Origin of the sequence: Paenibacillus sp. FSL R7-0297 (genome assembly GCF_038009025.1) — a bacterium.
In the GTDB taxonomy this organism is placed as follows: domain Bacteria; phylum Bacillota; class Bacilli; order Paenibacillales; family Paenibacillaceae; genus Paenibacillus_AQ.
On record NZ_JBBPAQ010000001.1, the window covers coordinates 1,828,652 to 1,853,470 of the forward strand.

Annotated in this window: 43 protein-coding genes; 41 read left to right on the plus strand and 2 right to left on the minus strand. The window is 46.9% G+C overall.

The window, feature by feature from the left end; translation table 11 throughout:
- Window positions 1-9: 9 nt before the first annotated feature.
- Window positions 10-1,200: an elongation factor Tu gene (gene tuf / locus MKZ24_RS07925; protein WP_039298612.1), complete on the plus strand. Its 1,191-nt coding sequence runs from the start codon at window positions 10-12 to the stop codon at window positions 1,198-1,200.
- A gap of 89 nt (window positions 1,201-1,289) precedes the next feature.
- Here tuf and MKZ24_RS07930 read toward each other — a convergent pair whose 3' ends face one another.
- Window positions 1,290-1,631, minus strand: coding sequence for a cupin domain-containing protein (locus tag MKZ24_RS07930; protein WP_042239986.1), 342 nt, complete (start codon window positions 1,629-1,631; stop codon window positions 1,290-1,292).
- A gap of 52 nt (window positions 1,632-1,683) precedes the next feature.
- Window positions 1,684-2,133, minus strand: a complete 450-nt coding sequence (locus MKZ24_RS07935; protein ID WP_231637732.1) for a V4R domain-containing protein — start codon at window positions 2,131-2,133, stop codon at window positions 1,684-1,686.
- A gap of 243 nt (window positions 2,134-2,376) precedes the next feature.
- Between MKZ24_RS07935 and MKZ24_RS07940 the strand changes: the two genes are divergently transcribed.
- From MKZ24_RS07940 to cwlD, 40 genes are all read left to right on the plus strand, one after another.
- A complete protein-coding gene (locus tag MKZ24_RS07940) occupies window positions 2,377-3,015 on the plus strand; it encodes a Crp/Fnr family transcriptional regulator (RefSeq protein WP_052416756.1) in 639 nt (212 codons plus the stop codon).
- Window positions 3,016-3,102: 87 nt separating this feature from the next.
- A complete protein-coding gene (locus MKZ24_RS07945) occupies window positions 3,103-3,879 on the plus strand; it encodes a protoglobin domain-containing protein (RefSeq protein WP_340781927.1) in 777 nt (258 codons plus the stop codon).
- A 257-nt stretch (window positions 3,880-4,136) separates the two neighbouring features.
- Window positions 4,137-4,277: a hypothetical protein gene (locus MKZ24_RS07950; protein ID WP_156123403.1), complete on the plus strand. Its 141-nt coding sequence runs from the start codon at window positions 4,137-4,139 to the stop codon at window positions 4,275-4,277.
- A gap of 285 nt (window positions 4,278-4,562) precedes the next feature.
- A complete protein-coding gene (gene rpsJ / locus MKZ24_RS07955) occupies window positions 4,563-4,871 on the plus strand; it encodes a 30S ribosomal protein S10 (RefSeq protein WP_017692074.1) in 309 nt (102 codons plus the stop codon).
- A 42-nt stretch (window positions 4,872-4,913) separates the two neighbouring features.
- Window positions 4,914-5,537 (plus strand): 50S ribosomal protein L3, encoded by a 624-nt coding sequence (rplC, locus tag MKZ24_RS07960; RefSeq protein ID WP_036692386.1) that lies wholly within the window; start codon window positions 4,914-4,916, stop codon window positions 5,535-5,537.
- Window positions 5,538-5,562: 25 nt separating this feature from the next.
- On the plus strand, window positions 5,563-6,186 hold the full coding sequence (gene rplD / locus MKZ24_RS07965) for a 50S ribosomal protein L4 (protein WP_042239980.1): 624 nt from the start codon (window positions 5,563-5,565) through the stop codon (window positions 6,184-6,186).
- Window positions 6,186-6,479, plus strand: coding sequence for a 50S ribosomal protein L23 (rplW, locus tag MKZ24_RS07970; protein ID WP_039298634.1), 294 nt, complete (start codon window positions 6,186-6,188; stop codon window positions 6,477-6,479). Before rplD ends, rplW begins: the two co-directional genes overlap by 1 nt.
- A gap of 27 nt (window positions 6,480-6,506) precedes the next feature.
- Window positions 6,507-7,337, plus strand: a complete 831-nt coding sequence (gene rplB / locus MKZ24_RS07975; RefSeq protein ID WP_039298637.1) for a 50S ribosomal protein L2 — start codon at window positions 6,507-6,509, stop codon at window positions 7,335-7,337.
- Between the two features lie 76 nt (window positions 7,338-7,413).
- Window positions 7,414-7,692 (plus strand): 30S ribosomal protein S19, encoded by a 279-nt coding sequence (rpsS, locus tag MKZ24_RS07980; protein WP_039298640.1) that lies wholly within the window; start codon window positions 7,414-7,416, stop codon window positions 7,690-7,692.
- A 31-nt stretch (window positions 7,693-7,723) separates the two neighbouring features.
- On the plus strand, window positions 7,724-8,056 hold the full coding sequence (gene rplV / locus MKZ24_RS07985) for a 50S ribosomal protein L22 (protein ID WP_036680546.1): 333 nt from the start codon (window positions 7,724-7,726) through the stop codon (window positions 8,054-8,056).
- Window positions 8,057-8,069: 13 nt separating this feature from the next.
- The gene (gene rpsC, locus MKZ24_RS07990; RefSeq protein ID WP_039298645.1) at window positions 8,070-8,735 is read left to right on the plus strand and encodes a 30S ribosomal protein S3; all 666 of its coding nucleotides are present in this window, start codon (window positions 8,070-8,072) and stop codon (window positions 8,733-8,735) included.
- Between the two features lie 2 nt (window positions 8,736-8,737).
- Complete coding sequence (gene rplP, locus MKZ24_RS07995) at window positions 8,738-9,172, plus strand: 50S ribosomal protein L16 (protein ID WP_039298647.1); 435 nt, start codon at window positions 8,738-8,740, stop codon at window positions 9,170-9,172.
- A complete protein-coding gene (rpmC, locus tag MKZ24_RS08000) occupies window positions 9,162-9,359 on the plus strand; it encodes a 50S ribosomal protein L29 (protein WP_019908232.1) in 198 nt (65 codons plus the stop codon). The genes rplP and rpmC overlap by 11 nt, the downstream gene beginning before the upstream one ends.
- Before the next feature lie 43 nt (window positions 9,360-9,402).
- Window positions 9,403-9,669, plus strand: coding sequence for a 30S ribosomal protein S17 (gene rpsQ, locus MKZ24_RS08005; protein WP_039298654.1), 267 nt, complete (start codon window positions 9,403-9,405; stop codon window positions 9,667-9,669).
- A 38-nt stretch (window positions 9,670-9,707) separates the two neighbouring features.
- Window positions 9,708-10,076: a 50S ribosomal protein L14 gene (rplN, locus tag MKZ24_RS08010; RefSeq protein ID WP_019908234.1), complete on the plus strand. Its 369-nt coding sequence runs from the start codon at window positions 9,708-9,710 to the stop codon at window positions 10,074-10,076.
- Between the two features lie 56 nt (window positions 10,077-10,132).
- Window positions 10,133-10,486 carry a 50S ribosomal protein L24 gene (gene rplX / locus MKZ24_RS08015; protein WP_019908235.1) on the plus strand — a complete coding sequence of 118 codons (354 nt, stop codon included), beginning with the start codon at window positions 10,133-10,135 and terminating at the stop codon, window positions 10,484-10,486.
- 30 nt (window positions 10,487-10,516) lie between these two features.
- Window positions 10,517-11,059 carry a 50S ribosomal protein L5 gene (gene rplE, locus MKZ24_RS08020; protein ID WP_039298657.1) on the plus strand — a complete coding sequence of 181 codons (543 nt, stop codon included), beginning with the start codon at window positions 10,517-10,519 and terminating at the stop codon, window positions 11,057-11,059.
- Between the two features lie 44 nt (window positions 11,060-11,103).
- On the plus strand, window positions 11,104-11,289 hold the full coding sequence (locus MKZ24_RS08025) for a type Z 30S ribosomal protein S14 (RefSeq protein ID WP_036589425.1): 186 nt from the start codon (window positions 11,104-11,106) through the stop codon (window positions 11,287-11,289).
- Between the two features lie 32 nt (window positions 11,290-11,321).
- Complete coding sequence (gene rpsH / locus MKZ24_RS08030) at window positions 11,322-11,720, plus strand: 30S ribosomal protein S8 (protein ID WP_019908239.1); 399 nt, start codon at window positions 11,322-11,324, stop codon at window positions 11,718-11,720.
- Window positions 11,721-11,750: 30 nt separating this feature from the next.
- Window positions 11,751-12,293, plus strand: a complete 543-nt coding sequence (rplF, locus tag MKZ24_RS08035) for a 50S ribosomal protein L6 (protein WP_036692405.1) — start codon at window positions 11,751-11,753, stop codon at window positions 12,291-12,293.
- Between the two features lie 84 nt (window positions 12,294-12,377).
- Window positions 12,378-12,746 carry a 50S ribosomal protein L18 gene (rplR, locus tag MKZ24_RS08040; protein ID WP_042140134.1) on the plus strand — a complete coding sequence of 123 codons (369 nt, stop codon included), beginning with the start codon at window positions 12,378-12,380 and terminating at the stop codon, window positions 12,744-12,746.
- Between the two features lie 27 nt (window positions 12,747-12,773).
- Complete coding sequence (gene rpsE, locus MKZ24_RS08045; protein WP_036652980.1) at window positions 12,774-13,271, plus strand: 30S ribosomal protein S5; 498 nt, start codon at window positions 12,774-12,776, stop codon at window positions 13,269-13,271.
- A gap of 14 nt (window positions 13,272-13,285) precedes the next feature.
- On the plus strand, window positions 13,286-13,471 hold the full coding sequence (rpmD, locus tag MKZ24_RS08050) for a 50S ribosomal protein L30 (RefSeq protein WP_019908243.1): 186 nt from the start codon (window positions 13,286-13,288) through the stop codon (window positions 13,469-13,471).
- 40 nt (window positions 13,472-13,511) lie between these two features.
- Window positions 13,512-13,952 (plus strand): 50S ribosomal protein L15, encoded by a 441-nt coding sequence (gene rplO, locus MKZ24_RS08055; RefSeq protein ID WP_039298666.1) that lies wholly within the window; start codon window positions 13,512-13,514, stop codon window positions 13,950-13,952.
- Window positions 13,952-15,250 (plus strand): preprotein translocase subunit SecY, encoded by a 1,299-nt coding sequence (gene secY / locus MKZ24_RS08060; protein ID WP_039298668.1) that lies wholly within the window; start codon window positions 13,952-13,954, stop codon window positions 15,248-15,250. The genes rplO and secY overlap by 1 nt, the downstream gene beginning before the upstream one ends.
- A 98-nt stretch (window positions 15,251-15,348) precedes the next feature.
- Window positions 15,349-15,993: an adenylate kinase gene (locus tag MKZ24_RS08065; protein WP_042140132.1), complete on the plus strand. Its 645-nt coding sequence runs from the start codon at window positions 15,349-15,351 to the stop codon at window positions 15,991-15,993.
- A 4-nt stretch (window positions 15,994-15,997) separates the two neighbouring features.
- Entirely contained in the window at window positions 15,998-16,750 is a 753-nt protein-coding gene (gene map / locus MKZ24_RS08070) for a type I methionyl aminopeptidase (protein WP_340781928.1), read from the plus strand.
- Window positions 16,751-16,761: 11 nt separating this feature from the next.
- On the plus strand, window positions 16,762-17,070 hold the full coding sequence (locus tag MKZ24_RS08075; RefSeq protein ID WP_039298678.1) for a KOW domain-containing RNA-binding protein: 309 nt from the start codon (window positions 16,762-16,764) through the stop codon (window positions 17,068-17,070).
- Window positions 17,071-17,072: 2 nt separating this feature from the next.
- Window positions 17,073-17,288, plus strand: a complete 216-nt coding sequence (gene infA, locus MKZ24_RS08080; RefSeq protein WP_018753971.1) for a translation initiation factor IF-1 — start codon at window positions 17,073-17,075, stop codon at window positions 17,286-17,288.
- A 53-nt stretch (window positions 17,289-17,341) separates the two neighbouring features.
- Window positions 17,342-17,455: a 50S ribosomal protein L36 gene (gene rpmJ / locus MKZ24_RS08085; RefSeq protein WP_003322638.1), complete on the plus strand. Its 114-nt coding sequence runs from the start codon at window positions 17,342-17,344 to the stop codon at window positions 17,453-17,455.
- Window positions 17,456-17,474: 19 nt separating this feature from the next.
- Window positions 17,475-17,843, plus strand: a complete 369-nt coding sequence (rpsM, locus tag MKZ24_RS08090; protein WP_036721817.1) for a 30S ribosomal protein S13 — start codon at window positions 17,475-17,477, stop codon at window positions 17,841-17,843.
- 19 nt (window positions 17,844-17,862) lie between these two features.
- A complete protein-coding gene (gene rpsK / locus MKZ24_RS08095; protein WP_019908251.1) occupies window positions 17,863-18,258 on the plus strand; it encodes a 30S ribosomal protein S11 in 396 nt (131 codons plus the stop codon).
- 131 nt (window positions 18,259-18,389) lie between these two features.
- Window positions 18,390-19,334 carry a DNA-directed RNA polymerase subunit alpha gene (locus tag MKZ24_RS08100; RefSeq protein ID WP_039298711.1) on the plus strand — a complete coding sequence of 315 codons (945 nt, stop codon included), beginning with the start codon at window positions 18,390-18,392 and terminating at the stop codon, window positions 19,332-19,334.
- A 41-nt stretch (window positions 19,335-19,375) separates the two neighbouring features.
- Window positions 19,376-19,741: a 50S ribosomal protein L17 gene (rplQ, locus tag MKZ24_RS08105; protein WP_019908254.1), complete on the plus strand. Its 366-nt coding sequence runs from the start codon at window positions 19,376-19,378 to the stop codon at window positions 19,739-19,741.
- 179 nt (window positions 19,742-19,920) lie between these two features.
- Entirely contained in the window at window positions 19,921-20,700 is a 780-nt protein-coding gene (gene truA / locus MKZ24_RS08110; protein ID WP_340781968.1) for a tRNA pseudouridine(38-40) synthase TruA, read from the plus strand.
- A gap of 234 nt (window positions 20,701-20,934) precedes the next feature.
- Window positions 20,935-21,372 (plus strand): 50S ribosomal protein L13, encoded by a 438-nt coding sequence (rplM, locus tag MKZ24_RS08115; RefSeq protein WP_042140128.1) that lies wholly within the window; start codon window positions 20,935-20,937, stop codon window positions 21,370-21,372.
- A gap of 20 nt (window positions 21,373-21,392) precedes the next feature.
- Window positions 21,393-21,785 carry a 30S ribosomal protein S9 gene (gene rpsI / locus MKZ24_RS08120; RefSeq protein ID WP_042140127.1) on the plus strand — a complete coding sequence of 131 codons (393 nt, stop codon included), beginning with the start codon at window positions 21,393-21,395 and terminating at the stop codon, window positions 21,783-21,785.
- A gap of 226 nt (window positions 21,786-22,011) precedes the next feature.
- Window positions 22,012-22,704: a phosphoadenylyl-sulfate reductase gene (locus tag MKZ24_RS08125; RefSeq protein ID WP_042239971.1), complete on the plus strand. Its 693-nt coding sequence runs from the start codon at window positions 22,012-22,014 to the stop codon at window positions 22,702-22,704.
- 35 nt (window positions 22,705-22,739) lie between these two features.
- A complete protein-coding gene (gene sat, locus MKZ24_RS08130) occupies window positions 22,740-23,915 on the plus strand; it encodes a sulfate adenylyltransferase (protein ID WP_042239969.1) in 1,176 nt (391 codons plus the stop codon).
- Between the two features lie 72 nt (window positions 23,916-23,987).
- A complete protein-coding gene (gene cwlD, locus MKZ24_RS08135) occupies window positions 23,988-24,734 on the plus strand; it encodes an N-acetylmuramoyl-L-alanine amidase CwlD (protein ID WP_340781973.1) in 747 nt (248 codons plus the stop codon).
- Window positions 24,735-24,819 lie beyond the last annotated feature (85 nt).

Sequence of the window (24,819 nt, forward strand, 5' to 3'; positions counted from 1 at the left end):
ACTGTTCAAATGGCAAAGGCAAAGTTTGAACGTAACAAACCGCACGTTAACATTGGTACTATTGGTCACGTCGACCATGGTAAAACAACTCTGACTGCTGCAATCACTACTGTATTGTCCAAGAAATACGGTGGCGCTGCTGTAGCATTCGACCAAATCGATAAGGCTCCTGAAGAACGCGAACGTGGTATCACTATCTCCACTGCTCACGTTGAATATGAAACTCCTAATCGTCACTACGCTCACGTAGACTGCCCTGGACACGCCGACTATGTTAAAAACATGATCACTGGCGCAGCGCAAATGGACGGAGCTATCCTGGTTGTATCCGCAGCTGATGGCCCTATGCCACAGACTCGTGAACACATCCTGCTGTCCCGTCAAGTAGGCGTTCCTTACATCGTTGTATTCTTGAACAAATGCGACATGGTTGAAGACGAAGAGTTGCTTGAACTGGTTGAAATGGAAGTTCGCGACCTGCTGAGCGAATACGACTTCCCAGGCGATGATACTCCAATCATCCGTGGATCTGCTCGTGAAGCTCTGCAGAACCCTGAAGGCGAATATGCACAGAAGATCGTTGAAATGTTCGAAACGATCGACACGTACATCCCGCTTCCAGAACGTCAGACTGACAAACCATTCTTGATGCCTGTCGAAGATGTATTCTCCATCACTGGCCGCGGTACTGTGGCAACTGGTCGCGTAGAACGCGGAACAGTTAAAGTCGGAGAAGAAATCGAAATCGTTGGTATTCACGAAGAAAAGAAAAAATCCGTTGTTACAGGCGTTGAAATGTTCCGTAAATTGCTCGATTCCGCACAAGCGGGCGACAACATCGGCGCATTGCTGCGTGGTGTAGACCGTAACATGATCGAGCGCGGCCAAGTATTGGCTAAGCCGAACTCCGTTAACCCACACACAGAGTTCACTGCTCAGATCTACGTTCTGACTAAAGAAGAAGGCGGACGTCACAAACCATTCTTTACTGGTTACCGTCCACAGTTCTACTTCCGTACAACTGACGTAACTGGCATCATCAACCTGCCAGAAGGTACTGAAATGGTTATGCCTGGTGACAACATCACTGTAACTGTTTCCCTGATCTCACCAATCGCTATTGAAGAAGGTACTAAATTCTCCATTCGCGAAGGCGGACGTACAGTTGGTGCCGGTTCCGTAGCTTCCATCCAGAAATAATTCGTCTCTATCCGTTAGGATAGATCCGGAATATAAGTCAGGGCCCCTTCATTATGAAGGGGCCCTGTTTTTATTGCTGGCTGTAGGATCTAGATTTCTTTGGCATAGGCCGGACTCGGCAGCTTGGACAGAATGACATGCAGACTGGAAGGGGAAGAGCTGTCATTAGTGTAGGCAAAAGATTCATCTCCGGCGATATAGATAGTCTCTCCTTCAATAAGGGGCTGCACGGCTTCATTTACATGAATGGTTCCATTTCCTTTTAAAGCAAGGATATATACATCCGCTCCAGGATGCTTATGAACAGGCAATTTTTGACCCGGCATGAAATTAAGCACGAATACAACACTTTCACCTTGCTGGAAGAGGATTTTCTTTGTAAAACGTTCCTCCTGATACTGCAGCACGTCAGCTAAACTTTTCTTTTCCATTAGATAATCCCTGCTTTCATAATTATAAATTTATCCATCTCAATCTCATCCTTTAAAGCTTAACTTCGTATTCACAGTGCTCATGACCGGTAACGTTGCATTTGATCTCTTTAACAGAGACCTTACGGCCGAGAATCTTGCCGAGTGCCCCTTCAAGAATCGCTCCCTCTAAGTCACATACCATTTTCTCTTCTTCGAGAGTTGGCAGTCCTTTGCAAAAGCAATCCTCTACAGCAATATTGATCTTACGGTTATCAGAATGAACAATCCGCGGAATACCGATTTTGAGCTCTTCAAACATCTGTAGAAGATCATCAACAGAGTTTACAGGCAGGCTTTCACCAATCTTTCTGCCAATGGTAAGCGTAGTCCCTTTTCCTCCAAGGGGAAGTCCCTGGTTCAGTCCAATCAGACGTATGGTACGGAACAACTCAAGGGGCACCGTATTACCAAGGGTACTCCTATCAATCTGACGCATATCTTCAAATGAATACTGCAGCAATTACTCCAACTCCTTTACTCTCTCTATAATTCTATTGTAATGATAAGCCGGTGAAGATTCCTTGATGCAGATCAAGTTTTTGAGAAATATGTGTTTCCAGTCACCCGCCGGAATCCGGAATTTTGATATATTAGAGTCAGCTATAAGGAAGGGTGAAGGATCATGAGCTGTCCTACCTGCAATTCGCATGCCTGTGTACGTCAGGTTCCCGTATTTCGGAGCTTGTCTGATGAGGAATTAGTGATGGTCGAATCGATTACAGAGACCCATAACTATAAAAAAGGAAGTCAAGTGTGCAGAGAAGGGGAGCCGTCTGAAGCATTGTTTGTAGTAAAAAGCGGTCTCATCAAGCTGACTCAGAACAGTAAGGATGGAAAGCAGCATATTGTCCGTTTTCTTTTCCCGGGTGATTATTTCGGCCAGTTTGCCTTACTCCATAATAAAAATAATGATGTAACGGCAGAGGTGATTGAGAGCGGAGAGGTATGCCGGATGCACCGTAAAGACTTTATTCCCTTGCTGGAGCAGAATGCAGGTCTTGCCTTTAGCTTCCTTATGTCTGTTAGCGAGCAGCTGCATCAGGCCGAGGAGGCTGCTGGGGCATTGCACATGTTTGAGGTTGAGAAGAGACTGGCCAGGCTGTTGGTATACCTGTATACAAGGAATCTTGCCGAATCGGCAGTGACTGTACAATCCTTAGGACACTCCGTAGATTTGCCGTCAGCCCAAAAAGAAGTAGCAGCCATGATTGGAACTACGGCAGAAACTCTAAGCCGCAAACTGAATAAACTGGAAGCATTGAAGATTATCGCTATGCATAAAAGAACCGTAAATATTCTTGAGCTGGAAGCTCTTATTCAGATTGCAGAAATCAGAGATTGAACTACTAATCTGGGGAAATGTCCTTTTTCATTTATGCATGGTCTGACTTCAAAGAATACCAATGAGGAATCTCCCGCCGCTCCATCAATGGACATCAAAAGCTTTGCACCCGCTACCACAGAGATGTTTCATACCCCTGACGGGCATGATGATTTGAACAAGCAAATGCGAATGATCGATTTAACTGAGGAAGATTTAAGACTCCTGCGCCTGATGAAACCTGTTGTAGAACAGAGAATCGACGATATCACAAATCAATTCTATAATACGGTTCTTGGAGTCAACAAACTGGAAGCAATTATTCTGGAACACAGCAGTATTGATCGCCTTAAAAAGACTTTGCGTGAGCATATCATCGAGATTTTTGATGGTAATGTTAACGAGGAGTACATAGCCAAGCGGCTAAAAATTGCAAATATTCATAAGAGGATTGGCCTGGAGCCTAAATGGTATCTCTCCGCTTTTCAGAATCTGCAGAATGTGTTCATTACGGCTATTTATAATGAGACACATACAGATGCCGAGAGGATCAAACTGGTCCAGACCGTAACCAAATCGCTTAATCTGGAACAGCAACTGGTCCTTGAGGAATATGAGAAGGAGAACATTAGGGAAAAGGAAGAACAGTATCTGCTGGTTAAGAACGAATTGAAACATAAGATAGCTGAATTCAGCGGAGAGCTGATTGATCTTAGCATAGATACCAACGCCGCTGTGGAGCAGCTGGTGACGAGCAGCAATGAAGTCGACAATACATTCCAGCGAACTGCCGCCTCCGCTCTGGAGTCACAGGGGAAGGCCAGGGAGGGACATGTACAGCTGAACAACCTTACAGGTCAGATTAATCTTATATATGCGAAATGAGATGGAGCGGTCAGTAAATGAACTGAGCAGTTCGTCACAGAAAATCCGTAAAATTGTGGCGGCTGTTCAGGATATTGCTGACCAGACTCGCCGAAGATACCAAGAACACGGTGGTCTGGATCGGTGAACTGACCCTTCAGTCCAGCTCTCTTACGTCGTAGGTTGTTGGGGAGATCCGCAAAGTTCAGGAGCTGTCGAAGAGCGGTAAACACCAGTCCCTCGAGACTAGCAGGCTCTTCAGTGATATTGTAGACTCCATGCAGACGAGTACACAGAGAATTGTTACGGTAGAGGAAGAGATCAAGGTGCTCATTCAGACCATTGAAGGTATTGGTTCTGCAACTGCGCAGACAGCAGCTTCGGCAGGACAATTCAAATCTGCGACGGATAATTTATAGACGGAGCTATTTATATAGAAGAAAAACGTTATATTGCAGCTCGTAGTGTGCATTTCTGAACAAGAAAGGCACCTTTTCTATTCTTTTCGGAAAAAGTTGATTTGTTTTTGCAAATCCCCTTGCAATATAGCCGCCTATTATATATAATAATAAATGTTGTTCTGAGACGTTGCGATGATGTGAGAGGTTACTGACACACCCGGCCCCTTTGCCATGAGGTCGACGTCAGAAAATTTTCACGGAGTATGTCCGATAATAAATTGGGCGATAGAAGGAGGGACTAAAATGGCAAAGCAAAAAATTCGTATTCGCTTGAAAGCATACGACCACAGAATTCTTGATCAATCCGCAGAGAAAATCGTTGAAACAGCAAAACGTTCGGGTGCTGGTGTATCCGGGCCGATCCCGCTGCCAACTGAGAAGCAAATCATTACTATTCTCCGTGCGGTACACAAGTACAAGGATTCCCGTGAACAGTTTGAGCAACGGACTCACAAACGTTTGATCGATATTGTGAACCCAACACCACAAACTGTGGATGCCTTGATGCGCTTGGATCTACCGTCCGGTGTAGATATCGAAATCAAATTGTAATTTCATTATTAAGCAACTAGGAAAAGAAAAGAGGTGTCAACATTGAAAGGTATCTTAGGAAAAAAACTCGGTATGACTCAAGTGTTTACTCCAGAAGGTAACGTAATCGCGGTTTCTGTTATCGAAGCTGGCCCTTGTGTGGTACTGCAAAAGAAAGACCTGAATATCGACGGATATGAAGCAGTGCAGTTGGGCTTTTCCGATAAAAAGGAAAGTCGCTCCAACAAGCCTGAACAAGGTCACGCCAAAAAGGCAAACGCAACACCTAAGCGCTACGTTCGCGAAATTCGCGGTGTTGACCTCGGGTCACTCGAGGTTGGACAAGAGCTTAAGGCTGACATCTTCGCAGAAGGCGAATTTGTTGACGTAACAGGTACTTCGAAGGGTAAAGGCTTCCAGGGTAACATCAAACGCTGGGGACAAAGCCGCGGACCAATGGCACACGGATCGCGCTACCACAGAAGACCAGGCTCCATGGGTTCCATTCAAGCTAACCGTGTTCCTAAGGGCAAACGCCTGCCAGGACATATGGGTCACACGACTATAACGGTTCAAAAGCTTGAAATCATCCGAGTTGACGTAGAACGTAATGTATTGCTGGTTAAAGGCGCGATTCCGGGCCCTAAAAACAGCTTCGTGAAAGTTAAACAAACCGTTAAGAAATAATCTCTGAAGAAAGGAGGAACATGAAATGCCAAAAGTAACACTTTATAATATTAGTGGTAACGAAGTTGGCGAAGTTGAACTGAGTGATTCAGTTTTCGGTATTGAACCGAACGTACATGTGCTGCATGAAGCTGCACTTATGCAGAGAGCTTCCCTTCGTCGTGGTACACACAAAGTAAAAGGACGTTCTGAAGTGCGTGGCGGCGGACGTAAGCCTTGGAAACAAAAAGGTACAGGTCGTGCTCGTCAAGGCTCCATTCGTTCACCGCAATGGAAAGGCGGCGGCGTAGTCTTCGGACCAACACCACGTAGCTATTCCTGGAAACTGCCTAAGAAGGTTCGCCGGTTGGCCATCAAATCCGCGTTGTCCTCGAAAGTACTTGAGAATGACATCATCGTTTTGGATAGCTTGACTATGAGTGCTCCGAAGACGAAAGAATTCGCAGCTATTCTGAACAACCTGAAGGTTGGTACAAAAGCATTGATCGTAGCTCCTAGCTATGATGACAATGTAGCACTTTCCGCTCGTAACATCCCTGGGGTGAAATTCGTAGCGGCTGACGGCATCAATGTTCTTGACGTACTGACGTACGACAAACTGATTATCACTAAAGAAGCAGTTCTGAAGGTAGAGGAGGTGTTCGCGTAATGAAAGATCCGCGTGATATTATCAAGCGTCCGGTGATTACGGAACGCACATCCGAATACATGAGCGAATTGAAATACGCTTTTGAAGTGGATATCCGTTCTAACAAGACCGAAATCAAAAAAGCTGTTGAAGCTATTTTTAAAGTTAAAGTTGTTAGTGTGAACACAATGCGCGTACCTGGCAAACTGAAACGTTACGGCAAATATTCCGGTTACACTCCGGAGTGGAAAAAAGCCATCGTTAAGCTTAGCCCGGACAGCAAGCCGCTCGAATTCTTTGAAGCGGTAGAATAATACTCTTAAAGTAAGGAGGAAACTATAGTGCCAATCAAAAAGTACAAACCGACCTCTCCGGCAAGACGCAACATGTCTGTGTCTACGTTTGAAGAAATCACAACAAACCAGCCAGAGAAATCGTTGCTTTCTCCGCTGTTCAAACATGCGGGACGCAACAACCAAGGTAAAATTACGGTTCGTCACCACGGCGGCGGACACAAACGTAAATACCGTATCATCGACTTCAAACGGACTAAAGACGGCATACCAGGTAGCGTTGCTACAATCGAGTATGACCCGAACCGTACTTCCAATATTGCTTTGATCCACTATGCTGATGGAGAGAAACGTTATATTATCGCTCCTAAAGGCCTTAAAGTTGGGGATAAAGTTGAGTCCGGCCCTGCTGCGGATATCAAAATTGGTAACAGCCTTCCGCTGATCAACATTCCGGTAGGTACAATTATCCACAACATCGAGTTGAAACCAGGTAAAGGCGGACAATTGGTTCGTGCTGCTGGTACTGAAGCTCAGTTGTTGGGTAAAGAAGAAAAATACGTATCCGTTCGTTTGAACTCCGGCGAAGTTCGCAGAATCCTCAGCGTATGCCGCGCAACCATCGGATCCGTAGGTAACGAAGATCATGAATTGATCAAGATTGGTAAAGCCGGACGCAGCCGCTGGCTAGGACGTCGTCCTGAAGTTCGCGGTGTTGTCATGAACCCTAACGATCACCCACACGGTGGTGGTGAAGGCCGTGCTCCAATCGGACGTAAATCGCCAATGTCACCTTGGGGCAAACCAACCCTTGGCTACAAAACGCGTAAGAAAAACAAAGCATCTGATAAATATATCGTTCGTCGCCGCACAAAATAAGACGCTTCAGGCAAGTTAGATTAGCGCGAAGCGTCGATTCGCGGTTTGAAGAACCGGATGAAGGGAGGATTCACACATGGGTCGCAGTTTAAAGAAGGGGCCGTTTATTGATGGCTACCTGCTGAAAAAAGTTGAGGATTTGAACGAGGCAGATAAGAAAGTTGTAGTTAAAACTTGGTCCCGTCGCTCAACCATTTTCCCTCAGTTTATCGGACATACGTTTGGTGTATATGACGGCCGCAAACACGTGCCTGTATACGTAACGGAAGATATGGTAGGTCACAAGTTGGGCGAGTTCGCGCCAACACGTACTTACAAAGGCCACGCGGGTGACGATAAGAAAACCAGAAGATAATTAACGTCTTCGTTTGAAAGGAGGGAAAACAATGGAAGCAAAAGCACATGCAAGATCGGTGCGGATTTCCGCTCGTAAAGCGAAACTGGTTGTTGACTTGATTCGCGGCAAGCAAGTGGGGGAAGCAATTGCAATTCTTCGCCACACTCCGAAATCCGCTTCTCCGGTTGTTGAGAAGCTACTGAACTCGGCGATTGCGAACGCTGAGCATAACTACTCTTTGGACGTGAACAGCTTGTTCGTAAGCGAAGTTTTCGTTAACCAGGGTCCAACTATGAAACGTTTCCGTCCGCGCGCCATGGGCCGCGCAAGCCGGATTAACAAACGTACCAGCCACATTACTTTGGTGGTATCTGAGAAATAAGGAGGGATAACACGTGGGTCAAAAGGTAAATCCAGTCGGACTCCGAGTCGGTATTATTCGCGATTGGGAATCTAAATGGTATGCAGGCAAAGATTTCGGTACTCTTTTAATGGAAGACGTCAAAATCCGGGAATACCTTAAAGGCAAGTTGAAGGATTCCGCTGTTTCCCGCATTGAAATCGAAAGAGCGGCAAGCCGCGTGAACGTTACAATTCACACTGCTAAACCTGGTATGGTAATTGGTAAAGGCGGAGCAGAAGTGGAAGTACTTCGCAGCGCAGTTACAACTATCGCCGGTGGCAAAAAAGTACACATTAACATCAATGAAATTAAACACCCTGAACTGGATGCAATTCTGGTTGCTGAAAGCATTGCACAACAATTGGAACGTCGCGTATCGTTCCGTCGTGCACTGAAACAAGCTATTCAGAGAACTATGCGTTCCGGCGCAAAGGGAATTAAAACTCAAGTAGGCGGACGTCTTGGCGGCGCTGAGATTGCCCGTTCAGAAGGTTATAGCGAAGGAACAGTTCCACTTCATACGCTTCGTGCTGATATCGATTACGGAACAGCTGAAGCACATACAACTTACGGCCTGATCGGCGTAAAAGTATGGATCTACCGTGGAGAAGTTCTTCCCCCAGCTAAGAAACAAGCTGCTCAGGAAGGAGGCAACTAATCATGTTGGTACCAAAGCGCGTTAAACACCGCAAGCAACAACGCGGTCACATGAAGGGTATGGCAAAAGGCGGTACAGAATTGAACTTCGGCGAATATGGTTTGCAGGCACTGGAACCATCGTGGATCACTAACCGTCAGATCGAAGCTGCCCGTATTGCAATGACACGTTACATCAAACGTGGCGGTCAGGTTTGGATCAAGATTTTCCCAGATAAGCCTATTACTCAGAAGCCTCTCGAGGTTCGTATGGGTAGTGGTAAAGGTAACGTTGAGAAGTGGGTAGCGGTAGTAAAACCGGGCAAGATTATGTTCGAACTCGGAGGCGTGTCGGAAGAAATCGCTCGTGAAGCGATGCGTCTTGCCGCTCACAAGCTGCCTGTAAAGACTAAGTTTGTGAAACGTGAAGAATTGGGTGGTGAAGCAAATGAAAGCTAATGAACTTCGCAACTTAACCACTGCCGAGATTGAACAAAAGATCGCTGGATTCAAAGAGGAACTTTTCAATCTCCGTTTTCAATTGGCAACTGGCCAACTGGATAACCCGACTCGGATTCGTGACGTGCGCAAGGAAATAGCTCGTGCTAAAACCGTTATCCATCAAAGAGTACTTGGGATCAGTTAAGTGACCGCGGATTCTTAATCCGTAATCAGGAAGGAGGCTAACTATGAGCGAAGAACGTAATGCACGTAAAGTGCTGACCGGTAAAGTAGTCAGTGATAAAATGGATAAAACCATCGTAATTGCTGTTGAAACCTATAAAAAGCACAATCTGTATCACAAACGCATCAAGTCCACGAAGAAATTCAAGGCACATGATGAAGAGAATGTAGCTAAAATTGGTGATGTCGTGAAAGTCATGGAAACTCGTCCATTGTCCAAAGACAAACGGTGGAGACTGGTTGAAGTGGTAGAAAAAGCGGTAATCATCTAATACAAAGCTGAACCCTTTCCGGAAGGAGGAAATTAATAATGATTCAACCATTTACACGTTTGCATGTGGCTGACAACTCTGGTGCGAAGGAACTGATGTGTATCCGCGTACTAGGTGGTACTGGACGCCGTACAGCAGCAATCGGCGATTTGATCGTTTGTTCCGTTAAACAAGCAACACCAGGCGGCGTTGTCAAAAAGGGTGATGTTGTTAAAGCGGTAGTTGTTCGTACGAAACGTTCTGTACGCCGTAAAGATGGATCTTACATCGCATTCGACGAAAACGCAGCTGTTGTTGTAAAAGACGACAGAAGCCCGCGCGGAACACGTATCTTCGGACCAGTTGCTCGCGAACTTCGCGACAAGGACTACATGAAGATCGTTTCCTTGGCACCGGAAGTAATCTAATAAATCGAGCCGGTCTCGGTTTTAATTGAAAAGGTCAGTTATAGGAGGTGTAATAAATGCCTAGAGTGAAAAAAGTTCTGGAATCCCATAACAATAAACTGCACGTGAAGAAAGATGATGTGGTACTTGTGATCAGCGGGAAAGACAAAGGTAAAAAAGGCCGTGTCATCGCTGCTTATCCTCGTGAAAACCGCGTTCTGGTAGAAGGCGTGAACATGGTGAAAAAACACCAGAAGCCGAACCAGTTGAATCCACAGGGTGGAATCATCGAGCAAGAAGCTTCGATTCATGTGTCCAACGTAATGCACATCGATCCGAAGAGCGGTAAAGTAACACGTATTGGCTACAAAGTGCTCGATAACGGTAAGAAGGTTCGGGTAGCAAAACGATCCGGAGAGATTATCGACTAATACAGTCCTAAAGAAAGGAGGTAAATCTTCATGGCAGCAAGAATGAAAGAACGTTTTCTGAATGAAATTACACCTGCTCTGATGCAGAAGTTTAACTATACTACTGTTATGCAAGTGCCTAAGATCGAGAAGATCGTCATCAACATGGGTGTGGGTGACGCTGTTCAAAACTCCAAAGTACTTGATGCTGCAGTTAATGACATGCAATTGATCACTGGTCAAAAGCCAGTTATCACTAAAGCAAAGAAATCCATCGCCGGTTTCAAACTGCGCGAAAATATGCCGATCGGGGTTAAAGTAACACTGCGCGGCGAGCGTATGTATTACTTCCTGGATAAATTGATCAACGTAACGCTTCCACGCGTACGTGACTTCCGTGGTATTTCCAACAAAGCCTTTGATGGCCGTGGTAACTACACACTGGGTCTTAAAGAGCAATTGATCTTCCCGGAAATCGAATATGACAAAGTGGATAAAGTCCGCGGTATGGACATCGTTATTGTAACGACTGCAAAGACGGACGAGGAATCCCGTGAGCTGCTGAATCAGCTGGGAATGCCTTTCACAAAATAAGAATCATCCATTTCTCCGAAAATGTTTAGGAGGTGTCAGTCTAAGTGGCAAAGACTTCAATGAAAGTTAAACAACAACGCGAGCCTAAGTTCAAAGTACGTGCATATACACGTTGCGAGCGTTGCGGTCGTCCACATTCGGTATTGCAAAAGTTCAAAATTTGCAGAATTTGTTTCCGTGAATTAGCTTATAAAGGCCAGATTCCTGGCGTGAAAAAAGCAAGTTGGTAAGAAGTTTATAAACGGGAAGGAGGTTTACACACATGACTATGTCTGATCCTATTGCAGATATGCTTACTCGTATTCGTAACGCCAACACTGTGCGTCACGAGACAGTAGAAATGCCTGCTTCTACTATGAAGAAACAAATCGCGGACATCTTGAAACGTGAAGGTTTCATCCGTGATGCTGAATTCGTTGAAGATAGCAAACAAGGGATTATCCGTATTTTCTTGAAATACGGACCGAACCAGGAGCGCGTTATCTCTGGTCTGAAAAGAATCAGTAAACCAGGTCTTCGCGTTTACACGAAGAGCAATGAAGTGCCTCGTGTACTCGGTGGTCTGGGAATCGCGATTATCTCCACATCTAAGGGAGTTATGACCGACAAAGAAGCTCGTCAATCAAAATCCGGCGGAGAAGTTGTCTGCTACATTTGGTAATAAACGTCACAAGATAAGGAGGTGCAACACATGTCTCGTATTGGTCGCAAACCAATCGCAGTACCTAGCGGTGTAGATGTCACTTTGGACAACACCGTTATTACAGTAAAAGGTCCTAAAGGCACTTTGACTCGTGAGCTTCATAAAGACATGAAGATTACAGTTGAAAATAACGAAATCACTGTTGTTCGCCCGTCGGACAACAAATTGCATCGTTCACTTCACGGCACAACCCGCTCCGTTGTCAACAACATGGTGAGTGGTGTGACTGAAGGTTTCTCGAAATCTCTGGAGCTGGTTGGGGTCGGATATCGTGCAAGCAAATCCGGAGATAAAATCGTACTGAACGTTGGTTACTCCCACCCGGTTGAAATTACACCGGAAGCGGGCATTGAGTTCGATGTTCCTGCGAACACGAAGATCATCGTTAGAGGTATCGATAAAGAACGCGTAGGCGCTTATGCTGCCAAAATCCGTTCCGTACGTGAACCAGAACCGTACAAAGGTAAAGGTATCAAATATGAAGGCGAGCGTATCATCCGCAAGGAAGGTAAAGCTGGTAAGAAGAAATAACCAGCTCTACCTAAATTGTAAGATACCCCGTGCATCTTAAAGTGAAGCTGTTTACGGCAAACTGAAGGGAGTGAAAGGGAAGTCATGATTACAAAAGAGGATAAAAACAAGGCTCGTCTCAAAAGACACCTGCGTGTTCGTAAAAAGATCCAGGGTACTACTGAGCGTCCACGTTTGAACGTGTTCCGTTCTTCGAAACACATCTACGCTCAATTGATCGATGACGTGACAGGCGCTACTATCGTATCCGCCTCCACTCTGGATAAAGAATTGAGTGCTACAATCGGAAATGGCGGCAGCGTTGAAGCTGCAGGCAAAGTAGGTCAATTGATCGCTGAGCGCGCTAAAGAAAAAGGTTATGCAGTGGTTGTATTTGACCGCGGTGGATACTTGTACCATGGACGGATTCAGGCTTTGGCTAACGCAGCACGCGAAGCTGGTCTTGAATTCTAGAATATTTCTTAAAAGGAGGTTAACGACTTGCGTGTAGATCCGAACAGTTTAGAACTGACAGAAAGAGTTGTGCACATTAACCGTGTTGCAAAAGTTGTAAAAGGCGGACGCCGTTTCAGCTTTAGCGCACTTGTTGTTGTGGGCGACGGCAACGGCTATGTCGGTGCAGGTATCGGTAAAGCCGGCGAAGTTCCGGATGCCATCCGTAAAGGCATTGAAGACGCCAAGAAAAACCTGATCCACATTCCAATCGTAGGAACTTCGATTCCTCACTTGGTTACTGGGCATTTCGGCGCAGGACGCGTTCTGCTGAAACCAGCATCCGAAGGTACCGGCGTTATCGCTGGTGGTCCAGTTCGTGCGGTACTTGAATTGGCAGGCGTTGGCGACATCTTGACAAAATCTTTGGGTTCTTCGAATTCCATGAACATGGTCAATGCTACTTTAGAGGGACTTTCCCGTCTGAAACGCATTGAAGAGGTCGCGAAGCTTCGCGGCAAATCTGTCGAAGAATTACGCGGTTAAGGAGGGGAACGTCAATGGCAAAGTTGCAAATTACCCTCGTACGCAGTGTGATCGGACGTCCAGAAACACAACGTGTTACTGTTAAGACGCTCGGCCTGCGCAAAACCAACTCGTCCGTGGTTCACAATGATACTCCTGCAATTCGCGGGATGATCAACAAAGTGAGTCACTTGCTATCCGTTACTGAAATTGAAGGCTAATTGCCTCGCATAAATTAACAAACATAAGGAGGTGCAAACGATGAAGTTACATGAACTTGCTCCAGCTCCTGGTTCACGCAAAGAACGCAACCGCGTTGGTCGTGGTCCAAGTAGCGGGAACGGTAAAACTTCGGGCCGCGGTCACAAAGGTCAAAACTCCCGTTCCGGCGGTGGTGTGCGTCCAGGCTTCGAGGGTGGACAAAATCCACTCTATCGTCGTCTGCCTAAACGTGGTTTCATCAATCCTACCCGTAAAGAGTACGCGATTGTGAACCTGGAAGATCTGAATAGCTTTGCTGAAGGAACAGAAGTGACTCCACAACTGTTGCTTGAAACTGGTGTTGTCAGCAACACTAAGAGCGGCATTAAGATTCTCGGCAATGGCGAACTGGCTGTTAAATTGACTGTACAAGCAAATAAGTTCTCTCAATCTGCGGTAGAGAAAATCGAAGCTGCCGGCGGTAAAACCGAGGTGATCTAATGTTCAAGACGCTTAAGAATATATGGCATGTTGAAGATTTGCGCAAAAAGATCCTGTTTACCCTGTTCGTTCTGATCATTTACCGCATCGGTTCGTTTGTACCGGTTCCCGGTGTGAACAAAGAAGTACTGGAATCAACAAATCAGGGCGGAGACGCTTTGATGGGTCTTTTGAACACCTTCTCGGGCGGAGCGCTCAAAAACTTCTCGATTTTTGCGATCAGTATTTACCCGTACATTACAGCATCCATCATAGTGCAATTGCTCTCGATGGATGTTATCCCTAAGTTTGCCGAATGGGCTAAGCAAGGGGAGCACGGGAAAAAACAACTGGCGCAAATTACGCGTTACGGCACGGTAGTGCTAGGTTTGATTCAAGCGTTTGCCACATCTATCGGGTTTAACCGGATTTATGGCACTGAGATGATTCCAAATGCAACCTTTGCGGATTACCTGCTCATTGCGATCATACTGACGGCGGGTACATCGTTCCTGATGTGGTTAGGTGAGCAGATCACTGAAAAGGGTATAGGAAACGGGATTTCCATCCTAATTTTTGCGGGAATCGTCGCCGCCTTTCCGGGATATATCACAACTACGGCTCAATCAAGCTTTATTCAGCCGGATCAGATGTTCCTGAATATTCTTAAAGTCGTTATTGTACTGATTGTGGTTGTTGCGATTATTGTCGGGGTTATCTTTGTTCAACAAGGTATCCGTAAGATTCCTGTACAATATGCCAAACGCGTAGTCGGTAACAAAATGTACGGTGGACAGAATACGCACATTCCGCTTAAAATTAATGCGGCTGGTGTAATTCCGGTTATCTTCGCCGTTTCACTGCTTCAATTCCCGATCGTTATCGCAAGTATCTGGCCACATCTCGCTTGGGCCAAATGGGTTTCTCAAAATCTGGATCATACGAAGCCGCTCGGCATGGTTCTTTATGTAATCATGATCATTGGATTTACGTTCTTCTATACGTTTGTCCAGATGAATCCGCAGCAAATGGCTGATAATATGAAAAAGAATGGCGGATACATTCCGGGGATTCGTCCAGGCAAGGCTACAGAGAAATATTTGACTAGAGTAATGTCGCGTCTGACTATGTCCGGTGCGTTGTTCCTATCCCTCATTTCTGTGCTGCCAGTATTGTTTGGTTCACTGTCCGGTCTGCCGAAGCAAGTACAGATCGGCGGTACTGCTCTCTTGATCGTAATCGGTGTGGCATTGGATACTATGAAGCAGATCGAGAGCCAATTGATCAAACGCCATTACAAAGGCTTCATCAATAAATAGGCGATAGGTTCCGGTGAAGTACCTAGGGTTTTAAACTTCCCGGTACCTATTGTGCTGTTTCTTGCTTGGTGGCGAACTTTTGGGGGGAGAAGAGAATCGTGAACATTTTATTCATGGGCCCTCCTGGGGCAGGCAAGGGAACACAAGCCGCTGTAGTAGTGAAGGAACTTGGTATTCCGCATATTTCGACTGGAGATGCTTTCCGCTTGGCGATCAAGCAGGGAACTCCAATCGGGCTGAAAGCTAAATCTTACACGGAGCAAGGCTTGCTTGTACCTGATGATGTGACTATTGGAATCGTTGAAGAACGGCTGCAGCAGTCCGATTGCGAAAAAGGTTTTTTATTGGATGGCTTTCCAAGAACCCTTTCGCAAGCGGAAGCGCTGGGAGAAATCCTTAGCCGCCTCGGCACTTCATTAGATCACGTAATCAACTTGAATGTGGACCGCGGACTGCTCATGGCGCGCCTTACAGGACGCCGGATCTGCAGTACTTGCGGAACATCCTACCATTTAATTTTCAACCCGCCGAAGCAAGATGGCATCTGCGACATTGATGGCGGTGAATTGTATCAGCGTCCGGATGACAACGAAGAGAGTGTAGGCAAGCGTCTGGATGAGTATGATAACAAAACAGCGCCGCTGCTTGCATTTTATGACGATAAAGGTCTTTTGCGTCAGGTAAACGGAGAAAACGAAATCAATGTCGTTTCTTCCGAAATCGTGTCTTTATTGCGGGGTTAATGTAATGATCATTTGTAAATCCGAACAGGAACTTGCCTTTATGAGGGAAGCTGGACGAATTGTTGCCGAGAGTCACCGCCGTATTGCTGAGGCTATAGAGCCTGGTATTACAACTGGAGAGCTCGACAGAATCGCCGATCAATACATCCGCAGTCAAGGTGCTGTGCCGTCTTTCAAAGGTTACAACGGTTTTCCTGCCAGCATTTGCGCTTCAGTCAACGAACAATTGGTGCATGGATTTCCAGGTAAACGCAAACTGGTAGAAGGCGATATTGTTACGCTGGATATCGGTGCAGAGTACCGCGGTTATCACGGTGATTCCGCCTGGACCTACGGGGTGGGCAGCATTTCTGAAGAGGCTCAGCGTCTGCTGGACGTCACGGAAGGCTCCTTGAACGCAGGACTAGCGTTAGTCAAACCGGATGTGCGCTTGTTTACAATCTCCCATGCAATCCAGCAGTACATCGAGGACGCCGGCTTCTCCGTTGTCCGCGAGTATGTTGGTCATGGCATTGGGGCAGAACTGCATGAAGAACCGCAAATTCCGAACTATGGCATAGCGGACCGCGGACCACGTCTGAAGCCGGGTATGGTACTCGCGATTGAGCCGATGGTTAACGCCGGGGACAGATATGTCAGAACGCTGGAAGATAACTGGACGGTCGTTACGGTAGACGGTTCACTATGCGCTCACTTTGAGCATACAGTAGCAGTTACACCGGACGGCATGGAGATTTTCACAAAACTGAATGCGTAGGTGATCTTCACGTGAATACAGGGAGCAGCCCGCAGATTGGTCAAATCGTGAGAATTCTCAAAGGCAAGGATGCCGGAGAGGCTGCCGTTGTTATCGCAGTTGTTGATAGCAGATTTGTATATATTGCTGACGGGGACAAACGCAAGTTTGATAGTCCAAAGAAGAAGAATATTCAGCACTTGGAGCTCATACCCTTCATCAGCAGTGAGATTGTAGATAGTTTGGAAGAAACCGGCCGGGTAACCAACGGAAAGCTGCGGTTCGCAGTGATGAAGTATGGGGAACCAGCTGGAAAAAGTGCTAATGAGAAAGGAGACTAACTGTGGCTAAGGAAGATGTCATTGAGGTAGAAGGAACGGTCATTGAGCCGTTGCCTAACGCAACGTTTAAGGTTGAGCTTGAGAACGGTCATCAAATACTTGCCCATGTGTCCGGGAAATTGCGGATGCACTTTATCCGTATCCTAACCGGAGACAAAGTGGTCGTGCAGTTATCGCCTTATGATTTATCAAAAGGCCGTATAACTTACCGTAAATAGATGGGAACTACAACAAAAGTTTTGCTTCGCAAAACTTTGAGGAGGTAATTAACATGAAGGTAAGACCTTCTGTAAAGCCCATTTGCGAAAAATGCAAAGTCATCCGCCGCAAAGGGACTGTTATGGTAATTTGCGAAAATCCGAAACACAAACAAAAACAAGGTTAAGAAGGGGGTGTAGCGTAAAATGGCTCGTATAGCTGGAGTGGATTTGCCACGTGATAAGCGCGTTGAGATCGCCTTGACTTATATTTTCGGAATCGGTAAAACGACTTCCCAGAAAATTCTTAATGAAACAGGCATTGACGTTAACACACGTGTCCGTGATTTGACGGAAGATGAAGTCAGCAAACTGCGTGAAACGATCGACAAAGAGGTTAAGGTTGAAGGTGACCTTCGTCGTGAAATTTCCTTGAATATTAAACGTCTTACTGAGATCGGCTGTTACCGCGGTGTTCGTCACCGTCGTGGATTGCCTGTTCGCGGTCAACGTACCAAAACAAATGCCCGTACCCGTAAAGGCCCGCGTCGTACGGTAGCAAACAAAAAGAAATAAGAAGAGGTGATAAGAGACAATGGCTAAACCGAAAAAAGTCGTACGTACGAAACGTCGCGACCGGAAAAATATCGAGTCTGGCGTGGCACATATCCGTTCCACGTTCAATAACACTATCGTTACGATCACGGACCCTCACGGAAATGCAATTTCCTGGGCAAGCTCCGGCGGTCAAGGATTCAAAGGTTCCCGTAAATCGACTCCATTTGCAGCGCAAATGGCAGCCGAATCTGCTGCTAAAGCAGCTATGGAACACGGCATGAAGTCCGTTGAAGTTATGGTTAAAGGACCGGGCGCGGGCCGCGAAGCAGCCATCCGTTCCCTTCAGGCCGCTGGCCTTGAAGTAAACCTCATTAAAGACGTTACTCCGGTTCCTCACAATGGATGCCGTCCGCCGAAGCGTCGCCGCGTTTAGTAAAATCAGAATTGTGATTGTGGTATAATTCTGACGCATCTGCTAATAATAGGTGTTTAGGCATACTACATGATACACCTGATGGGGTGACTGTTTCATATAGGAGCGACGTTTGAAGGAGGGGTACACTCGTGATAGAAATCGAAAAGCCGAAGATTGAGACCGTAGAAGCCAATGATGATGGAACCTATGGGAAATTCGTAATTGAACCGCTGGAACGTGGATATGGCACGACTCTGGGGAATTCGCTTCGCCGGATCTTGCTTTCCTCCCTTCCGGGAGCCGCAGTGACTTCGGTCCAAATTGACGGCGTTCTGCATGAGTTCTCGACCGTTCCCGGCGTAATGGAAGATGTGACGGAAATCATCCTGAACCTTAAAGCTCTGTCTCTGAAGATTCATTCGGATGAAGAGAAAGTGTTCGAGATTGATGCTGAAGGTGAAGGCATCGTTACCGCAGGTGATATTCGTGCGGATAGCGATGTTGAGATCCTGAACCCGGATCTTCATATTGCAACGCTGGGACCTGGAGCGAGACTACACATGCGCATTTTTGCAGGCCGTGGTCGCGGCTACGTCCAAGCGGACCGGAACAAACGCGACGATCAGCCAATCGGTGTTATTCCAGTTGACTCCATCTACACTCCTATTTCCCGCGTGAATTATGGTATTGATAATACCCGTGTTGGTCAAGTGACTAACTACGACAAATTGACGCTTGAAATTTGGACGGATGGCAGCATCAGACCGGAAGAAGCCGTTAGTCTTGGAGCCAAAATTTTGAACGAGCACCTCGTTCTGTTCGTAGGTCTTACGGACGAAGCGAAAGACGCCGAAATTATGGTTGAAAAAGAAGAAGACAAAAAAGAAAAAGTACTCGAGATGACCATTGAAGAGCTTGATCTTTCTGTCCGTTCCTACAACTGCCTCAAACGTGCCGGTATTAATACCGTGCAAGAGCTGACTACGAAAACTGAAGAAGATATGATGAAGGTCCGTAACCTGGGCCGCAAATCTTTGGAAGAAGTTCAAGAGAAGCTTGAGGAGCTCGGTTTGGGTCTTCGTACAGAAGAATAGTTACAGGGTTTCTTGAGACTTGAGTGAAGGAGGGAAAACAAATGGCATACCAAAAATTGGGCCGTGATTCCAGCGCGCGCAAAGCACTATTCCGCGATATGGTAACGGATCTGTTCCTATACGAACGCATCCAGACTACAGAAGCCAAGGCGAAGGAAGTTCGTTCCATCGCTGAGAAACTGATCACAAAAGCGAAAAAGGGCGATCTTCATGCTCGCCGTCAAGTAGCAGCATTTGTTCGTCGTGAGACTGTAGACGGTGAACAAGATGCAATCCAAAAATTGTTCTCTGATATTGCTCCTCGTTACACAGAGCGTCCAGGCGGATACACTCGTATCCTGAAGCTGGGACCTCGCCGTGGCGATGCTGCGCCTATGGTTTATCTTGAACTGGTAGACCGCGCGTAGTTTCACAAGCATGATTTCCGGATGTACGCATTACGTATTTAACGTTATTGTACTGCAGGGCATTCTTGACCCTGCCGTGCAAATAACCGCGGGAATCACCTTGTATAGAGTAGAAGGAGCTCCCGCCGGGGCTCTTTTTTTATGACACAGAAAAACCTATGGACTAACAGGAGAATGAAATGCGCAATCTATTGATGAAAGTCAATTATGACGGTACCCACTATGATGGCTTTCAGACCCAGCCTCAGGGCAATACGATTCAGGACAAGCTGGAGCATGCTATTCTTCATCTGACCGGTGAGACGCTCAAGATAACGGGCTCAGGACGGACAGATGCGGGTGTGCACGCTTATGGCCAACCTTTTAATTTCATAACCTCTTCCCAGATCCCGCTGGAACGCTGGTGTCTGGCTCTGAACGCCAGGCTTCCGCAGGATATCGTGGTTACCGAGGCCTGGGAGGTTCCGCTCTCATTCCACTCGCGTAGAGGAGCGAAGCGTAAAACCTACCGGTACACGATTAACGGCAACCGGTTCCCGGACCCGTTCCAGCGGCGTTGGCAGCATCATCATCCGGTGAAGCTGGACATTCAGTCGATGGAGCAGGGACTGGCAGGGCTGCTGGGTACTCATGATTACACTTCGTTCGCATCAAGGAAGTCTACCAAGACATCGCATGTGCGGACAATATTTGAAGCGTATCTTGAAGTGGACCGCAGCATGTGCCGGCCGGGATCATCCGATCAGGGAGTTATTCATACGTATATTACAGGCAGTGGATTTCTACAGCATATGGTACGCATTATTATGGGTACGCTGATGCAAGTGGGGGAAGGTAAAATCAGCGCGGACAAAGTCCCTGCAATTCTTGCGGCATGTGACCGTGCGGCTGCCGGACCTACGGCCGTTTCGAAAGGTCTGGCACTGTGGAGTGTAGAATATGACGAGAATGAGATTTAAACGACATGCACACTATTTTTTTCTGAAAAATAGAGCTTGAAAAGTTAAAAATCACTTGCACTTGTCATGTTTATACTGTAATATAAAAGTTGTGTTTTCTTGATGGCTATCCCACAGCCCCGATCAAGGAAATGCCAACAAACAAGTTTTTCTTAACTCACATAATTGTAATCCAATGAGAAACAAGATATACGAGACAGATGATTTTCGTACGAGAACAAGGAGGAAACATTCATGCGTACCACCTATATGGCGAAGCCAAACGAAGTTGAACGCAATTGGCACATCATTGATGCCGAAGGCAAAACACTTGGTCGTTTGGCAAGCGAAGCCGCTGCTCTGATCCGTGGCAAACACAAACCGCAATTCACTCCACATGTTGATACTGGAGATTTCGTAATTGTTATCAACGCTGAGAAGATTCACCTGACCGGTAAGAAAATGCAAAACAAGAAATACTACCGTCACTCGATGCACCCAGGCGGCTTGAAGGTTACTGTTGCAGAAGACCTGATCAAGACCAAACCTGAGCGTATGATTGAATTCGCAGTTCATGGCATGATTCCTAAGACTCGTCAAGGGGACCACATGAAGCTGAGACTCAAAGTATATGCAGGCGCTGAACATCCACATGCAGCACAAAAACCTGAAGTTTACGAACTTCGCGGATAAGAATAGAGGAGGACAGTTTCATGGCACAAGTACAATACTATGGGACAGGTCGTCGTAAACATTCGGTAGCACGTGTTCGCCTTGTACCGGGTGAAGGACGCATTGTCATTAACAAACGCGAGATGGACGAATATTTCGGTGTTGAAACACTGAAGATGATCGTAAGACAACCTTTGAACCTGACTGAAACACTTGGCAACTACGATGTAATCGTTCTTGCACATGGTGGCGGCATTTCCGGTCAAGCTGGCGCAATCCGTCACGGGATCTCCCGTGCATTGCTCAAAGTTGACCCTGAATATCGCGGTGCGCTGAAGAAAGCAGGCTTCCTGACTCGTGACCCACGTATGAAGGAACGTAAGAAATACGGCCTCAAAGCCGCTCGTCGTGCTCCACAGTTCTCGAAACGTTAAGATCTGTCCCTTGTTATCAAGGAACTCAAGCTCCTGGCCTTTATGGCCGGGAGCTTTTTTACGTTTCATTAACATACAAATATTAATTCCCCGCATACTTTATTCCAAAATGAACAAAACCCATTGACTTCGCCACTGAAACGGATATACTATACCATATAGAATTAGTCGGGATTAATCTCTCTGAGGATTCGATCTTGGCTATACCCGGATGGAGGAAGATTAGATGAATCTGCTTGAGAAAGAGGATTTAATCAAAGTTAAAGCTGAAGAATTGGAGAATGCCACTCCTGAAGAGATTATCCGCTGGGCGGTAGAGACTTTTCCTAACATAACCTTTGCCTGCAGCTTTGGTGCCGAGGATGTAGTGCTGGTGGATATGATCCAGAAGGTAAGCCCGTCGACAGATGTGTTCTATCTCGATACCGATTATCACTTCAAGGAAACCTATGAGACAAGAGATGTTATGGCCGACAAGTACGGAATGGAGTTCGTCCGTGTATCGCCGCAGATTACAGTAGAAGAGCAGGCACTGCAATATGGTGAGGCGCTTTGGAACACTGACCCGAATCAATGCTGCGCCATCCGTAAGGTTGAGCCGCTCACGCGTATTCTTTCGCAATACGACGCTTGGATTACCGGAATCCGCCGTGACCAGGCGCCAACCCGCGCCAACTCTAAAAAGGTGGAGTATGATAACAAATTTGGCCTTGTAAAGTTTAATCCGATTGCAAGCTGGACCACAGAGGATGTATGGAATTATATCCGCGAGAATGATGTAGTCTATAACCCGCTTCATGACCGTAACTTCCCTAGTATTGGCTGTGAGCAATGCACCCGGGCAGTTATGCCTGGTGAAGATCCGCGTGCCGGAAGATGGTCCGGATCAGACAAAACAGAATGTGGATTGCATAAATAACACACTAGCATTGCACACAGGAGGAGAGAACAAGGATGACTTCAATACTTCCTCATGGAGGAGCGCTGGTTCAGCGTATAGCACAGGGTACGGAGAGAGAACAACTGCTGCAGCAGGCCTCAGCCAATAAATCAATTTCTCTCAATACATGGACTTTATCTGATTTGGATTTGATTGGTGTAGGTGCATTTTCGCCGCTCACTGGCTTCTTGAATGAAGCGGACTACCATTCTGTGGTCACAAGCATGCGTCTGGCAGATGGAACCGTATGGAGCATTCCTATCACACTCGCTGTAGATGACAAGCAGGCGGCATCCCTTACAGTGGGTGACAGGGTATCACTGATTAGTGAAGAAGACGGTGTAGTCTACGGACTGCTTGATATTGAGAGTATTTATGTAGTGGATCAGCAGCTTGAAGCGCAGAATGTGTTCAAGACAACCGATCCTGAGCATCCTGGCGTAAGCAAACTGCTCGCCCGTCCGGCAACTTATGTAGGCGGTCCTATAACTGTACTGAACCGGCCGCAGCCTGAGAAATTCGGTGAGTTCTATTTCGACCCCGCCGAGACCCGTCAGATCTTCGCGGACAAAGGCTGGAGAACCGTTGTGGGCTTCCAGACACGCAATCCGGTACACCGCGCTCATGAGTACATTCAGAAGTGTGCTATGGAGGTTGTAGACGCTCTTTTCCTGAATCCTCTTGTGGGTGAAACCAAGTCTGACGATGTGCCGGCCAATGTGCGGATGAAGAGTTATCTTGCGCTCCTGGAGAATTATTATCCGGAGAACCGCACATTCCTGGGCGTATTCCCGGCGGCAATGCGTTATGCCGGACCGCGTGAAGCGATATTCCATGCGATGGTGCGCAAGAATTACGGCTGCACACATTTTATTGTCGGCCGTGATCATGCCGGTGTGGGTGACTACTACGGCACTTACGAAGCGCAGGAGATCTTCGCGAACTTTACCGCCGAGGAACTTGGCATTACACCATTATTCTTCGAGCACAGCTTCTTCTGTCTGAAATGCGGCAATATGGCTTCCAGCAAAACCTGCCCGCATCCGGGTGATCAGCATTTGACGCTTTCCGGAACCAAGGTACGGGCACTTCTTCGCGACGGACAATGTCCGCCTCCAGAATTCACCCGCCCCGAAGTGGCGCAGATTCTGATTGAAGGCATGTCTCCGGAAGTTTCGGTCCAAGCTTAAACAGCCAGTACTATTTGGCCCTCTTGTCCCATATAGATGAGTAGAATCTATCGGGACGAGGGGGTCTTTGTTATGTCTGGCCGACAACAGCATAAAGTCTCGGTCTGGATCTCTTGGAGCAGCATCAAAAAAAGCATCCTTGGCGCTGCATTACTCGCTGTGATGATCGGTATCATTGCTTATGATATGCCGACTGCCAAGACGATCAATTATTGGAGTCTGCCGCTCTCCGGCAAGGTAATTGCCATTGATGCAGGCCACGGGGGGCCGGATGGCGGCGCAGTGAGCCGGGAGGGGCTGATTGAGAAGGATATCAACTTATCGGTGTCCCTCTATTTACGCGATTATCTTCAGCAGGCGGGAGCTATTGTGGTGATGACCCGGGAAGGGGATTATGATCTGGCCCAGGACAGCACCAAGGGGTATGCCAGACGCAAGACGGAGGATCTGAAGCAGCGGGTCAGAAGTATCGAGGAGAAGGGCGCCGATCTGTTTGTCAGCGTACATATGAACAGTATTCCTTCGAACCGCTGGAGCGGAGCCCAGACCTTCTATTATCCAAGCAATGAGGGCAACAAGGCGTTGGCCGGATCGGTACAGGATGAGCTGAAGACTACCCTTGAGAATACAGACCGTGTGGCCAAGACTGCGAATACCATTTATTTGTTAAAAGTATTAAAGATGCCGGCTGTCTTAGTTGAGGTAGGATTCCTATCCCATCCTGAGGAATCCGTTCTGCTTGGAGACGATGTGTATCAACGGAAGGTGGCAACCAGTATCTACCGGGGGATCTTGCGGTATACCTCTGAGCAGCCATAGGGTGGGACTACTCTTCCGCCGGAGGGTAATGCTATAATAGACGAAAATACCGGAGCTTACCCATCCGGTAAGGAACAGAGGTGCT